Origin of the sequence: Micromonospora sp. WMMC415, assembly GCF_009707425.1 — a bacterium.
Lineage (GTDB): Bacteria > Actinomycetota > Actinomycetes > Mycobacteriales > Micromonosporaceae > Micromonospora.
The window spans coordinates 2,305,456-2,319,705 of the sequence record NZ_CP046104.1 but is presented as its reverse complement, the minus strand read 5'-3'; the positions used below and the strand labels follow the sequence as shown (position 1 = coordinate 2,319,705).

9 protein-coding genes and 1 pseudogene are annotated in these 14,250 nt (G+C 73.1%); 3 read left to right on the top strand and 7 right to left on the bottom strand.

Going from position 1 to position 14,250, the window contains the following annotated elements:
* Window positions 1-8: 8 nt before the first annotated feature.
* The 5 genes and pseudogenes from dnaG to GKC29_RS11240 form a co-directional block, all read right to left on the bottom strand.
* A pseudogene (gene dnaG, locus GKC29_RS11260) lies at window positions 9-1,905 on the bottom strand (DNA primase).
* Window positions 1,906-2,046: 141 nt separating this feature from the next.
* The gene (locus tag GKC29_RS11255; protein ID WP_155330768.1) at window positions 2,047-3,681 is read right to left on the bottom strand and encodes a BCCT family transporter; all 1,635 of its coding nucleotides are present in this window, start codon (window positions 3,679-3,681) and stop codon (window positions 2,047-2,049) included.
* A gap of 109 nt (window positions 3,682-3,790) precedes the next feature.
* The gene (locus GKC29_RS11250; RefSeq protein WP_155330767.1) at window positions 3,791-4,627 is read right to left on the bottom strand and encodes a siderophore-interacting protein; all 837 of its coding nucleotides are present in this window, start codon (window positions 4,625-4,627) and stop codon (window positions 3,791-3,793) included.
* A 10-nt stretch (window positions 4,628-4,637) separates the two neighbouring features.
* The gene (locus tag GKC29_RS11245; RefSeq protein WP_155330766.1) at window positions 4,638-5,915 is read right to left on the bottom strand and encodes a deoxyguanosinetriphosphate triphosphohydrolase; all 1,278 of its coding nucleotides are present in this window, start codon (window positions 5,913-5,915) and stop codon (window positions 4,638-4,640) included.
* Complete coding sequence (locus tag GKC29_RS11240; protein WP_155330765.1) at window positions 5,912-6,265, bottom strand: VOC family protein; 354 nt, start codon at window positions 6,263-6,265, stop codon at window positions 5,912-5,914. Before GKC29_RS11240 ends, GKC29_RS11245 begins: the two co-directional genes overlap by 4 nt.
* 195 nt (window positions 6,266-6,460) lie before the next feature.
* Between GKC29_RS11240 and GKC29_RS11235 the strand changes: the two genes are divergently transcribed.
* Window positions 6,461-6,940 carry a roadblock/LC7 domain-containing protein gene (locus GKC29_RS11235; protein WP_155330764.1) on the top strand — a complete coding sequence of 160 codons (480 nt, stop codon included), beginning with the start codon at window positions 6,461-6,463 and terminating at the stop codon, window positions 6,938-6,940.
* 49 nt (window positions 6,941-6,989) lie between these two features.
* On the opposite strand, the gene ppdK is transcribed toward GKC29_RS11235, so the two are convergent.
* On the bottom strand, window positions 6,990-9,698 hold the full coding sequence (gene ppdK / locus GKC29_RS11230; protein WP_155330763.1) for a pyruvate, phosphate dikinase: 2,709 nt from the start codon (window positions 9,696-9,698) through the stop codon (window positions 6,990-6,992).
* A 314-nt stretch (window positions 9,699-10,012) separates the two neighbouring features.
* On the opposite strand from ppdK, the gene GKC29_RS11225 reads away from it, so the two are divergent.
* Window positions 10,013-11,740, top strand: a complete 1,728-nt coding sequence (locus tag GKC29_RS11225; RefSeq protein ID WP_155330762.1) for a beta-N-acetylhexosaminidase — start codon at window positions 10,013-10,015, stop codon at window positions 11,738-11,740.
* A 365-nt stretch (window positions 11,741-12,105) separates the two neighbouring features.
* Window positions 12,106-12,777: a C39 family peptidase gene (locus tag GKC29_RS11220; RefSeq protein ID WP_155330761.1), complete on the top strand. Its 672-nt coding sequence runs from the start codon at window positions 12,106-12,108 to the stop codon at window positions 12,775-12,777.
* A gap of 173 nt (window positions 12,778-12,950) precedes the next feature.
* On the opposite strand, the gene dusB is transcribed toward GKC29_RS11220, so the two are convergent.
* A complete protein-coding gene (dusB, locus tag GKC29_RS11215) occupies window positions 12,951-14,114 on the bottom strand; it encodes a tRNA dihydrouridine synthase DusB (RefSeq protein ID WP_155334087.1) in 1,164 nt (387 codons plus the stop codon).
* Window positions 14,115-14,250 lie beyond the last annotated feature (136 nt).

Sequence of the window (14,250 nt, the reverse complement as noted above, 5' to 3'; positions counted from 1 at the left end):
AGTGCCACCTACAGCCCTCCCGCGGCCTGCTCGCGCAGCGCCCGGGCGTGCTGCTCCAGCGACAGCAGCTCGCCGAAGGCGGCGAAGTACTCGTCCTTGTTGCTCACCGGGTTGATCCGTTGGATCTTCGACTTCAGGTCCCGGATCCGGCCGGTGACCGAGCCCCACTGGAGGCGAGCCATGGTGACCGACACGTAGCGCGGATCCGGCTCGCCGTCGATGCGCAGCGGCTCGACGGCCAGCTCGCCGACGAGCGCCTTGCCGGCGAGGTCGTCGCAGGCGTCCCGGACCGACTCGATCCACACCGCGCCGCCGGTGGCCGCCGCCGCACCGCCGGCCGCGGCGACCGCCGCCCGGACCGCCACGTGCACGGGGTGCCGGTACTCCGGGGCCTCGACCGCGTCGAACATCGGCCCGGCGAGCACCGGCACCTGGAGGGCGAGCTTCAACGCCTCCCGCTCGACCATCGACCGCGGGCTGTCCACGCTCGGCTCGGCGGGGGCGGAACGCGGCGGCGCGCCGTCGCCCCGTCCCGGCGGCGGGGCGTGTCCGGCCGCCAGCACGGCCCGCTGCACCGGCTCGATCTCCATGCCGAGGTCACCGGCGAGCTTGCGGACGTACTCCGGGCGCTTCTCCCGGTCCTTGATCTTGGCGACGAGCGGCGCCGCCCGGCGCATCGCCTCCACCCGGCCGTCGACGGTGTCGAGGTCGTACCGGCTGATCACATGGCGCAGCGCGAAGTCGACCAGCGGCTCGCGGCGCGCGACCAGGTCGCGGACCGCGAGGTCGCCCTTGGCCAGGCGCAGGTCGCACGGGTCCATGTTGTCGGGGCTGACGGCGATGAAGGTACGCCCGACGAAGCGCTGGTCGTCGTCGAACGCGCGCAGCGCCGCCTTCTGGCCGGCCGCGTCACCGTCGAACGTGAAGATGATCTCCCCGGCCACCGCGTCGGTGTCGAGCAGCAGCCGGCGCAGCACCCCGATGTGGTCGGCGCCGAACGCGGTGCCGCAGGTCGCCACGGCGGTCGGCACGCCGGCGAGGTGGCAGGCCATCACGTCGGTGTAGCCCTCGACCACGACCACCTTGCCCTGCTTGGCGATCTCCCGTTTGGCCTGGTCGATGCCGTAGAGGACGTGCGACTTCTTGTAGATCGGCGTCTCGGGGGTGTTCAGGTACTTCGGGCCGTCGTCGTCGTCGAAGAGCTTGCGCGCGCCGAAACCGATGACGTCACCGGTCAAATCGCGGATCGGCCAGAGCAGCCGGCGACGGAAGCGGTCGATCAGGCTGCCGGAGCGCGCCGGCCGGGACAGCCCGGCGGTGACCAGTTCGTCGTGAGTGAAGCCGCGCTGGCGCAGGTGCTTGGTCAGCAGGTCCCACCCGTCGGGGGCGAAGCCGCAGGCGTACCGCTCGGCGGCGGCCCGGTCGAAGCCGCGCCGGGCCAGGAACTCGCGGGCCGGGCGGGCGCCGGGCGTGGTGAGCTGGGCCTGGTAGAACTCGACGGCGGCGGCGTGGGCGGCGACCAGCCGCTGCTTCTGCCCCTGCTGCGGGCGCGCGCGCGGCGCCGAGTTGTCGCTCTCGACGTACCGCAGTTGGAGGCCGGCGCGCGCGGCGAGGCGCTCGACGGCTTCGACGAAGCTGAGGTGCTCGGCGTCCATCAGGAACTTGATGGCGTCGCCGCCGGCACCGCAGCCGAAGCAGTACCAGACGTTGCGAGCGGGCGAGACGTTGAACGACGGGCTCTTCTCGTCGTGGAAGGGGCAGAGACCCTTCAGGTTGCCGCCGCCGGCGGACCGGAGGGTGACCGTCTCGGAGATGACGTCGGCGATCGAGGTGCGCTCGCGGACCAGCGCGATGTCCTCGTCCCGGATCCGCCCCGCCATTGGCCGCCACCTCCTCGCCGTACATCCTGCCCTGCCCGACCGACGATCCGTCGCCGGGGGACACCGCGTGTGGCGACCACCGCTGTGGTCCGCCACGGTCGGCGTCCCGCCGGCGCCGGGCGGCGGGCGCGGTCGGCGTCACGCCGGCGCCGGGCGCCGGGCGCGGTCAGCGCGGCCGGCGGCGGAGGTAGCGCCGGACCGGCGGCGGGTCCTCCTCCTCGTACGACCGGGCGGCCCGGATCGCCGCGGCCAGCCCGTACCGCCTGGTAGGGGCCACCGGGCGGATCGCCGGGTCCTCTGACATCTCCTTCACCAGCGACACGGCGAGGCCGAGCATCACCACCACGAACGGCAGGGCAACCATGATCGTCGCCTGTTGCAGGGCGCTCAGGCCACCGACCAGCAGCAGCACCGCCGCGGTCGCGCCGATCAACACCCCCCAGGTGACCACGAGGACCCGGTGCGGGCGCAACGCTCCCCCGGAGGTGAGCGACCCGAGCACCAGCGAGGCCGAGTCCGCGCTGGTGACGAAGTACAGCGCCACCAGCACCATGGCCAGCACGCTGGTCAGCGCCGCCAGCGGCAGCGCGTCGAGCAACCCGAACAGCGCCTGCTCGGTGCCGGCGGCGGCGTCGGCGACCAGGTCACGGGTGCCGGTGGCCTGCACCCGCAGCGCGCTGCCGCCCAGCACCGCGAACCAGAGCGCGCTCGCCCCGCTCGGCACCAGCAGCACGCCGACCAGGAACTGGCGCACCGTACGCCCACGGGAGATCCGGGCGATGAAGGTGCCGACGAACGGGGCCCACGAGATCCACCACGCCCAGTAGAAGATCGTCCAGGAGCCCAGCCAGGACGGGTCGGAGAAGGCGCCCGTCCGGGTCGACATGAAGATCAGGTTGTCGAGGTAGTCCCCGATCGAGGCGGGCAGCACCTCCAGGGTGTAGATCGTCGGGCCGACCACGAACACGAACAGCATCAGCGCCACCGCCAGCACCACGTTGGTGGTGGACAGCCACTTGATGCCCCGGTGCAGCCCGGAGAAGGCCGAGATGACGAAGGCCAGCGTCAGCGAGCCGATCACCACCAGCTCCACCGTGGTGGTGTCGGGCACCCCGGCGACCAGGTCCAGGCCGGCGGCCACCTGGAGAGCGCCGAGGCCGAGGCTGGTCGCGGAGCCGAAGACCGTGGCGAAGACGGCCAGCAGGTCGATGATCCGGCCCGCCGTGCCGTCCGCGTGCGCGCCGAGCACCGGCCGGAACGCCGCCGAGATCCGGTTCTCCCGGCCCTTCCGGAACGTCGAGTACGCCAGGGCGAGCGCCACCACCGCGTAGATCGCCCACGGGTGCAACGTCCAGTGGAACAGGGTGAACTGCATGGCGGCGGAGGCGGCGGCACCGGTCTCCGGTTCGACACCGGTGGCCGGCGGCGGGGTCGCGTAGTGCTGGATCGGCTCGGCGACCGCGAAAAAGACCAGCCCGATGCCCATGCCGGCGCTGAACATCATGGCGACCCAGGCCAGCGTGCTGAATTCGGGCTGGTCCGAGTCGCCGCCCAGCCGGATCGCGCCGAACCGGGACAGTGCCAGCACCACGGCGAGCACCAGGAAGGCGTCCGCCGCGACGACGAAGAACCAGCCGAACGTGTCGATGACCCAGGCCAGCCCGGACGCGCCGACGCCGGCCAGCGACTCCCTGGCCAGTACGCCCCAGGCCACGACCGCCAGGACACCACCGACGCCGAGAGCCAGCACCAGGCGGTCCGGGCTCCCGGTGACGGGCCGTTGCCCCACCTGCTCGCCCATGGTCACCCCCTGCCCATACTGCGGGTCGGGCGAGCGACGCGCGGTCGATATCGACCGACGGCCGCGCCTCCCCCGGGTTCCTGACGAGGGCGGGCCGGGCGACGCGGCGTCAGGCGGCGAGGGCGGCCGACTCCTCGACCTCGACCTGGCGGTTCCAGTCCGGCTTGCTGGCCCGCCAGCCCTCGTCGTCCAGGCCGCGACGCCAGTAGCCGGAGATGGACAGCCACTCGCGGGGGATGCCGCGCTCGACGCGCAGCAGCCGGCGCAGCTCCTTGACGAAGGTCGCCTCACCGTGCACGAAGGCGTGCACGTCGCCGGGCGGGAAGTCCAGCGCGCGGACCGCCGCGACGAGCGCCTCCCCCACCGGCCGGTCGCCGCGGTGCAGCCAGGTCAGCTCGACCGCGCCAGGGCTGGGCAGGGGCTGCTCCTCGGCCGGGCCGCTGGTCTCGACGAGGACGGTGGCCGGCGCGCCGGCGGGCAGCCGTTCCAGCGCGGCGGCGATGGCGGGCAGCGCGCTCTCGTCACCGACCAGCAGGTGCCAGTCGGCCTCCGGGCTGGGGGCGTACGCGCCGCCGGGGCCGACGAATTGCACGGGGTCGCCGGGGCGTAGCGCGGCCGCCCACGGGCCGGCGAGTCCTTCGTCGCCGTGGTGCACGACGTCGACGGTCAGCTCGTTGGTGACCGGGTCGAAGGCCCGCACGGTGTACGCGCGCAGCCGGGGCCACTGCGCGGGCGGCAGGTCTCGACGGATCGCCGCGAGGTCCATCGGCTCGGGGTAGGCGACCCCGGGCACCGGGAAGAGGATCTTGATGTAGTGGTCGGTGAACTCGCCCACCGGCAGGCCGGCCAGTTCGTCGCCGCCGAGCACCAGCCGGACCAGGTGCGGGGTCGGCCGCCCGGTGCGGACGACCCGGGCGGACGTGACCTTCTTCGGGCGCTCCGTCATGCGGGTTAGGCTAGCCTAAGTTGCGCGGGCCGCCCACCGCGGGTCGCCCGTCCGCCGCCTCGCCGGCCAGCCGGGCGTGCCAGGCCACGGCCGCCGGGTCGGTCAGCGAGGCGACCTGGTCGATCACCACGCGCAACCGGGCCGCGTCGTCGGGGGCCACCCGCCACAGCGGCGCGAAGACCACGTCCAGCGCGTCCGGAGCCCGGTCGGTCAGGATCTCCACCAGGTCGGTGAGGATCCGCCGCTGCCGCTCGTAGCGGCCCCGGGAGCCGGGGCGGCGCATCACGTACCGCAGCGCGATGCCCTTGAGCAGCGCGCACCGCGCCCGGATCCCACGGGGGACGACCAGGTCGGCGGCGTAGCGGCGGTGCGGACCGGAACCGAAGTGCGCCTGCGTCGCGGCCACCGCCGCGGAGACGAAGCCGCCGGTCAGCACGCTGGTGGTGGCCTTCAGCGCGGCCTGCGCCCGGTGACTGCCGTCGTAGTGGGCCAGCGGCGCGAGCACCGGGTCGGCGAGCAGGTCGACCAGCACCTCCGCCAGGTCGGCCGGGGACTCGCCGGAGTACGTGGCCGCCACGTCGGCGCAGAGCGCAGCCCGCTCGTCCGCGTCGGCCAGCAACGGGCGCAGCGTCACGTACCCGCCGTGGATGCCGTCCTCGACGTCGTGCACCGAGTACGCGACGTCGTCGGCCCAGTCCATCACCTGCGCCTCCAGGCAGCGGCGCGCGTCCGGGACGCCGGCCCGCAGCCAGTCGAAGACCGGCCGGTCGTCGGCGTACACGCCGAACTTGCGCTCGCCCGGACGCCGGGTCCACGGGTACTTGCTCACCGCGTCGAGGGAGGCCCGGGTGAGATTCAGCCCGGCGGAGGCGCCGTCCGGGCCGATGACCTTCGCTTCCAGGCGGGTGAGGACGCGTAGCGTCTGCGCGTTGCCCTCGAAGCCGCCGCACGGTGCGGCCAGGCCGTCCAACGCGTCCTCACCGTTGTGCCCGAACGGCGGGTGCCCCAGGTCGTGCGCCAACCCGGCGGCGTCCACCACGTCCGGGTCGCAGCCGAGCCGCGCCCCCATCTCCCGGGCGATCTGGGCGACCTCCAGCGAGTGCGTCAACCGGGTCCGCAGGAAGTCGTCGGTGCCGGCCATGTGCACCTGCGTCTTGGCGGCGAGCCGCCGGAACGCCGCCGAGTGCAGCACCCGGGCGCGGTCCCGCTCGTACGCCGTGCGGCCGTACCCGGTGTCCTTCGGCGGCTCGTCGACCCACCGCCGCTCGTCCGGATCGGGGCCGGTCACCCCCCACGCTGCCGCAGGACGCAGAACTCGTTGCCCTCCGGGTCGGCCAGCACCGTCCACCCCACGTCGCCCTGGCCGACGTCGACGTGCCGGGCACCCATGTCCACCAGCCGCTCGACCTCCGCCTCCTGGTCGTCCGGACGCAGGTCGACGTGGAGCCGGTTCTTGCCCTCCTTGCTCCCCGTCACCGCGACGAACACGATGCCGGGCAACCGGTCGGGCGCCTGCCGGATCTCCACCTCGTCCGGCTTCTCCGTGACCACCTGGTAGCCCAGCGCCTCGGCCCACCAACGGGCCAGTCGGAACGGGTCACGCGCATCGACGGTGAGGCTCTCCCAGGCGCTGCTCATCCCGACAGGTTACGCCGGAGGGCATCGCCCGGCGCGCCGGGCGACCGGCGTCGGCCGGCGTCGCAACCCCCGTTCAGTCGGGAGTTGCCGACCGATCGCCGAGGGTTACGGGATCGCGGGCGACGGCGGGCGGCCGGTAACGTTCCCGACGCGGAACGTCACCAACCAGCCAATCCGACGACGGGGGAGACTCTCGTGGACGTGGACACGATGGTGGGTACCGAACTGCTCCGGTTGCGGCGCCGCCGGCCGGAGGTGGCCGGCGCCGTGCTCGCGGGGACCGACGGACTGGTCATCGGCAGCGACCTTCCCGGGACGGAGGCCACCCACCTGGCGGCGCTCGCGGCGGCCGGCTTCGGAGTGGCCAGCCGGGTGGCGACCACGGTGCGGCGTGGCGCGTTCCAGGAGGCGCTGGTCCGCACGGCGGGCGGCACCGTCGTGACGTACCCGGCCGGGCGCGACGCGCTGCTCACGCTCATCGCCGACACCACCGACGACCTGGAGGGGCTGCACGCCGAGGCCCGAAAGGTGGCGCACCGGGCCGGTTCGGCGCTGGACGCACGGCCCCGCGCGGCGACGCCCGACGCGCACGCCCCACTCGCGCACCGTCCGGCGAGGACGACGCTGCCGCGCCGCACGACGCACCACACCTGGAGCCGACCGCCGATCCGCTGACGCGCCGATGGCGGGCCCGCGCCGGGCCCGCCATCGCGTCGTACGTCCGTCAGCGGCTGTCGGAGCCGGTGGTCTCCACCGCCGCGCGACCCGCCTCCAGCCGGGCGACCGGCACCCGGAACGGCGAGCACGAGACGTAGTCGAGCCCCACCTCGTGGAAGAAGTGCACCGACTCGGGGTCGCCGCCGTGCTCGCCGCAGACGCCGAGCTTCAACCCGGGCCGCGCCGCACGCCCCTCCTCGGCGGCGATGCGCACCAGCCGGCCCACGCCCTCGCGGTCGATCGACTCGAACGGCGAGATGCCGAAGATGCCCAGCTCCAGGTACCGCCAGAAGAACGCGCCCTCGACGTCGTCCCGGGAGAAGCCCCAGGCCATCTGGGTCAGGTCGTTGGTGCCGAACGAGAAGAACTGCGCCGCCTCGGCGATCTGGCCGGCGGTCAGCGCCGCCCGGGGCACCTCGATCATCGTGCCGATCAGCACCTCGACGCCGCTGTCCCCGACCACCTCGGCGATGATCTTCTCAGCTTCGGCGCGTACCGTCTCCAGCTCCTGCACCGCGCCGACCAGCGGGACCATGATCTCCGGCTTGGCCACCGCGCCGGCGCGGGTGACGGTGACCGCGGCCTCCGCGATCGCCCGGACCTGCATGGCGAAGAGACCGGGGATGACCAGGCCGAGGCGGACGCCGCGCAGGCCCAGCATCGGGTTCTCCTCGTGCATCCGCCGCACGGCCGCGAGCAGCGCCTCCTCCTTCGCCACGTCCTCGCCCCGCTCCTGGGCGACGGCGACGTTCACCGCGAGCTGCTCCAGCGGCGGCAGGAACTCGTGCAGCGGCGGGTCGATCAGCCGGACGGTGACCGGCAGGCCGTCCATCTCGCGGAAGATCTCCTCGAAGTCGGCCCGCTGCAACGGCAGCAGCGCGGCGAGCGCGGAGTCCCGCTCGTCGTCGGTGCGGGCCAGGATCAGCTTCTCGACCAGCTCCCGCCGCTCGCCGAGGAACATGTGCTCGGTGCGGCACAGCCCGATGCCCTCGGCGCCGAAGCGCCGCGCCCGCGCGGCGTCCGCTCCGGTGTCGGCGTTCGTGCGTACCAGCAGCCGCCGCCGGGCGTCCGCGTGCGTCATGATCCGGTGTACGGCCTTGACCAGCGCGTCGTCGGTCTGCTCCGGGTCCAGCTCGCCCTCGAAGTACTGCACCACCTCGGACGGCATGACCGGCACCTCGCCGAGGTAGACCTTGCCGGTGGTGCCGTCGATGGAGACGACGTCGCCCTCGCGGACGGTCTGCCCGGCGACGGTGAACGTCCGCCCCGGGATGTCGATGTCCAGCTCGTCGGCGCCGGAGACGCAGGTCTTGCCCATGCCGCGGGCGACCACCGCGGCGTGGCTGGTCTTGCCGCCCCGGGAGGTGAGGATGCCCTGCGCGGCGATCATGCCGTTGAGGTCGTCGGGGTTGGTCTCCCGGCGGACCAGGATTACCTGCTCGCCCTCGCCGGCCAGCTCCACCGCCCGGGCGGAGGTGAAGACGACCTTGCCGACGGCGGCGCCCGGGGAGGCGCCGATGCCCTTGGCGACCGGCTGGAACTCGTGGTCGAGCTTGAAACGCGGGAACATCAGCTGCGCGAGCTGGGCGCCGTTGACCCGGTGCAGCGCCTCGTCGAGGTCGATGAGGCCCTCGTCGACGAGTTGCCCGGCGATGACGAACGCCGCCGCGGCGGTGCGCTTGCCGACCCGGGTCTGGAGCATCCACAGCTTGCCGCGCTCGATGGTGAACTCGATGTCGCAGAGGTCCTTGTAGTGCCCCTCGAGGCGGGCCATGTAGTCGAGCAGCTCGTCGTACGACTTCTTGTCGATCCGCTCCAGCTCCTGCAGCGGCACGGTGTTGCGGATGCCGGCCACCACGTCCTCGCCCTGCGCGTTCGCGAGGTAGTCGCCGTAGATGCCCTGCGCGCCGCTGGCGGGGTCGCGGGTGAAGGCGACACCGGTGCCGGAGTCCGATCCGAGGTTCCCGAAGACCATCGCGACCACGTTGACGGCGGTGCCGAGGTCGGCGGGGATGCGCTCCTGGCGGCGGTAGATCACCGCCCGCTCCGCGTTCCACGACTCGAAGACCGCCTTGATCGCGAGGTCGAGCTGCTCGCGCGGGTCCTGGGGGAACTCCCGGCCGGTGTGCTTGCTGAAGATCTTCTTGTACGCGTCGACCAGGCCGCGCAGGTCGCCGGCGTCCAGGTCGAGGTCGTTGGTGGTGCCCTTGGCGCGCTTGGCGTCGTCGAGCGCGTGCTCGAACTCCTCGCCCGGCACGTCGCAGACGGTCTTGCCGAACATCTGGATCAGGCGGCGGTACGAGTCCCACGCGAAGCGGTCGTTGCCGCCGGCCTGCGCGGAGAGGCCGACGACGCTGCGGTCGTTGAGGCCGACGTTGAGGACGGTCTCCATCATGCCGGGCATCGAGAACTTGGCGCCGGAGCGCACGGAGACCAGCAGCGGGTCCTCCGGGTCGCCGAGCTTCCGGCCCATCGCCGCCTCCAGCGCCCCGACGCGGGCGCTGATCTGGTCGGCCAACCCGGCGGGCTGCTCACCGGTGGCGAGGTACGCCTTGCACGCCTCGGTGGTGATCGTGAAGCCCGGCGGTACGGGCAGGCCGAGGTTGGTCATCTCGGCCAGGTTGGCGCCCTTGCCCCCGAGCAGGTCCTTCTGATCCTTGTTGCCCTCGGCGAAGTCGTAGACGTACTTGTGATCGACCGTCTCTTGCGCTGCCACCAGAGCCTCCCACGCGCGCCGGAATTGACACTTAACGAAGGTTCAGCTGCCACATACCCCGGAGCCGACCACCGGTAATCCCGGGGTACATGCCGATCGGTGGGCGAAGGTTAAGCGAACATCGAGTGGCCTGGGACCGTTCGGTGACAATAGGCACAGCTATCACGACCATCCGCGTTCGTGGCGTTTTTTGGGAACGCTTCCATGCGCAGGATCACGCAATCGCCGGCTCCCCGTACTCTTGACGTCACCGCATCCCGGTGAAGGTCACCTTTGCCATAACAGCCGCGAATACACCCCTCGGAGCCGTCGTCGTGTCATCCGCCCCCACCGCCGCCCCGGACCCGCTGGACGCCGGGACCGCGCCGCGGCGCGCCGGCGAGCCCGCCCGCCACGCCGACCCCGCGCCGCCCGTCCTGGCCGACCGGGCGCCGGCGGCGCCGGAGCTGGCCCGGGCGGCCGCCCGCACGGCCGGGGACCTGCTGGCCCCGCCGTCGCCGGTCCGGCTCGGCGACGTCGTTCCGGCCCCCGAGCAGGTCACGCCCGACCCGGCGGCGGACTTCGTTCTCCTCCCCGAGGCGGCGGTCCGGGTCAGCACCGACCCCGCCGCGCTGGCCGTCGGAGAGCAACTGGCCGCGCTGCTGCGCCCCGCCACGGGCTACCCGCTGCCGGTCACCGACGCGGCCCGCCCGGAGCCGGCCGGCGGCATCGCGCTGGCGCTCGACGACGACCCGGTTCTCGGCCCCGAGGGCTACCGCCTGGACGTGACACCGGCCGGGGTACGCATCGGCGCCGCCACCCCGGCCGGGCTGCTGCACGGCGTACAGACCCTCCGGCAGCTCCTCCCGGCGGCCATCGAGAACCCGACCCCGGTTGCGGAGCGCTGGGTGGTGCCCGGCGGGTCGATCACCGACCGGCCCCGGTTCGCGTACCGGGGCGCGATGCTCGACGTCGCCCGGCACTTCTTCGGCGTGGACGACGTGCTGCGGGTGATCGACCACCTGGCCCGGTACAAGCTCAACCACCTGCACCTGCACCTCACCGACGACCAGGGCTGGCGGATCGCCGTCGACTCCTGGCCCCGACTGGCGACGGTCGGCGGGGCGACGGCGGTCGGCGACGCCCCCGGCGGGTGGTACACGGCGGCCGACTACCGGCGCATCGTCGCGTACGCGGCCGAACGGCACATCACCGTCGTCCCGGAGATCGACCTGCCAGGGCACACCAACTCCGCGCTGACCGCGTACCCGGAGCTCGCACCGGACGGGGTCGCGCCGCCGCCGTACACCGGCACCGAGGTCGGCTTCAGCTACGTCGACCCGGCCAACGAGCGGACGTACGACTTCGTCACCGACGTGCTCGGCGAGGTCGCCGCCCGCACCCCCGGCCCGTTCCTGCACGTGGGCGGGGACGAGGCCTTCAAGGTCAAGGGGACGGCGTACACCGGATTCGTCGAGCGGGTGCAGCGCATCGTGGCGGACCTCGGCAAGACCGTGGTGGGCTGGCACCAGCTCGCCCCGGCGGCGCACACCGACGGGCGGGTCCTCCAGTGGTGGGGCACCGACGGCGCGGACCCGGTGACCGCCGACGCCGTACGCCGCGGCGCCCGGCTGATCCTCTCCCCCGGTAACCACGCGTACCTGGACATGAAGTACGCCCCGGACACCCCGATCGGGCACGACTGGGCGGGCCTGATCGACGTGCGTCGGGCGTACGACTGGGATCCGGGGACGCACGTGGCCGGCGTGCCGGCGGAGGCGGTCCTCGGCGTCGAGGCCCCGCTCTGGACCGAGTCGGTCACCTCGCTGGCGGAGATCGAGTTCATGCTCCTGCCCCGGCTGCCCGCCGTGGCCGAGCTGGGCTGGTCGCCGCGCGCCACGCACGACTGGACGGCGTTCCGCGAGCGGCTGGCCGGGCACGGCCGGCGGTGGGCGGCGGCCGGCATCGCCTACCACCGGGCACCGGAGATCCCGTGGCCCACGGACGAACCGGTCACCGCACACATCCCCGCCCAGACCGGCACCCGGACCCCAATCGCCTGAATCGGCGCGCCGTTCTCAGGTGTCAGCCCTCCGGGGGCCGTTTCCTTCCACGATCCCGCCGTGACCGAATGACCGGAATCGGCCAGGCTGTCCGGTGGCCGGGGCCACACCAGGGCCGGAATCGGCGGGCCGCCAGGGCTGTTGTACATACCGTGACCAGGGCCGCCGCGCCCTACCGGTGCCGCGCCCCGGCCCCACCGGCCGGAATGGTCCGCGCCCCCGGACGGTTACATCTTCGGACGCCCGAGCGGCATCCCCCAGCCGGGCGTACGGCCCGAGTGTGACACCGGGCTCCGTGAGCACGCCGGCGACGTGCATCCCCTTGCCCGCCGCGCGTCACCCCCGAGCGAAAGGCTTCGATCATCATGCGTACCGATTTCCTGCGTACCCGCAAGGCCGCCCTGGCCGCCGCCGGTCTCGCGGTGACCGGTGGCGTGATCACCGGTGTGATCCCCACCGCGTACGCCGACGACAAGCCGGCCGCCACCCAGGCCGAGCGCACCGGCGACTTCATGGGCGAGCTCAAGGGCGACCGCGAGCTGGCCGTCGACTACCAGGCTCAGCCGAACTTCTACTACTGCGGCCCGGCCGCCACCCGGAACGCCCTGTCCGTGCAGGGCAAGGCCGTCGACGTGGACGCCATGGCCGAGCGGATGGGCACCACCGAGGCCGGCACCGACTCCATCCACGACATCACCCCGGTGCTGAACGACGAGACCGGTGACGACGTCTACCGCAGCGTCGAGATCTCCGAGGGTCGGGCCGACGAGAAGCAGACCAACAAGCTGCGCAAGGACGTCAAGCGCACCGTCGACGAGGGCCGCGCCGTGGTGGCGAACATCGCCGGCACCGCGACCGACACCGAGGGCGGGCTGCACTCCTTCGAGGGCGGCCACTACATCAGCGTGGTGGGCTACCGGGACGGCGCCAAGCAGGTGAAGATCGCCGACTCGGCCAACCCGGACACCGCCTCGTACTGGATGACCACCGAGGCCCTGGCCGACTGGATCGCCACCCGCGGCTACAGCACCTCCTGACACACCGGCGTCACGACAGGGCCGGCCCCCACCGGGGGCCGGCCCTTCGTCGTCTCGCCCCCTTCGCGAGGCAGCCGACATTTTCGGGGAAGTTGCTGCCTCGGCGCGGAGCGAGGGGACAACGTCCCCGAAGTTGCCGCCGCCAAGCGCCGTCCGAGGCAGGCGAGCCGGAGTCAGCCGCCGGAGTCGTCCAGTTCGGCGCCCTCGGGGACGGTGTCGTCGTCGCGGCTGGCCAGCCAGCCGTCCGGCAGGAAGACCTTGCCCGGGGAGTTGGTGCGCCCGCGCGGCTGGCCGAGCGTCTCCACCGGGAACGGCACGGCCGGGTCGAGCTTGCCGAGCAGGTCGTCGAGCTGGGCCAGGCTCTCGATCATGGCGAGCGACCGGCGCAGCTCGCTGCCGACCGGAAACCCCTTCAGGTACCAGGCGACGTGCTTGCGGAAATCCGTGCAGCCGTCCCGCTCGCCCCGGGCGGCGTCGCGGGCGCCGGCGGTGAACTGCTCGACCAGCAACTCCGCGTGCCGCCGCATCGTCGCCGCGACCTCGCCCAGCGTCGGCAGCCGGCGCTCGGGCGACCCGTTGAACGCGGCCTCCAGGTCGGCGAAGAGCCACGGGCGGCCGAGGCAGCCCCGGCCCACGACCACCCCGTCGACGCCGGTGTGGGCCACCATCCGCAGCGCGTCGTCGGCCTCCCAGATGTCACCGTTGCCGAGCACCGGCACGTCGAGGGCCGCCTTGAGCGTGGCGATCGCGTCCCAGTCGGCGGTGCCCGAATAGCGCTGCGCCGCCGTACGCCCGTGCAGGGCCACCGCCGCGACGCCCGCGTCCTGGGCGGCGAGGCCGGCCTCGACGTACGTCAGATGGCCGTCGTCGATGCCCTTGCGCATCTTGACCGTGACCGGCACCCCCGCGGGCGACGCGGCGTCCACCGCGGCCTTGACGAGGCGGGCGAAGAGCCGGCGGCGCCACGGCAGCGCTGAGCCGCCACCCTTGCGGGTGACCTTGGGAACCGGGCAGCCGAAGTTGAGGTCGATGTGGTCGGCGAGGTCCTTCTCGACGACGATCCGCACGGCGGCGGCGGTGATCTCCGGGTCGGTGCCGTAGAGCTGGAGGCTGCGGGGCGACTCGTCCTCCCCGAAGGCGATCATGCGCAGCGTCTTCGGGTTGCGCTCGACCAGGGCCACCGTGGTGATCATCTCGCAGACGTAGATGCCGCCACCCTGCTCCCGGCAGAGCTGGCGGAACCCGACGTTGGTGATGCCGGCCATCGGCGCGAGCACGACCGGCGGCCACACCTCGTGCCGCCCGATCGTCAGCGGGCGCAGCACGGGAGCCGTCATCGTGGTCACCGCCCAAGTGTAAGGAAGGGCCCCTTCTTAACGTCTCCGGTAGAGCAGGGGCCCCTTCTTAACACGGCGCATATCACAAGCGGCCGCCAGCCGGGAGTTGTCCACAGGAGCGTCGGCTGTCCACAGA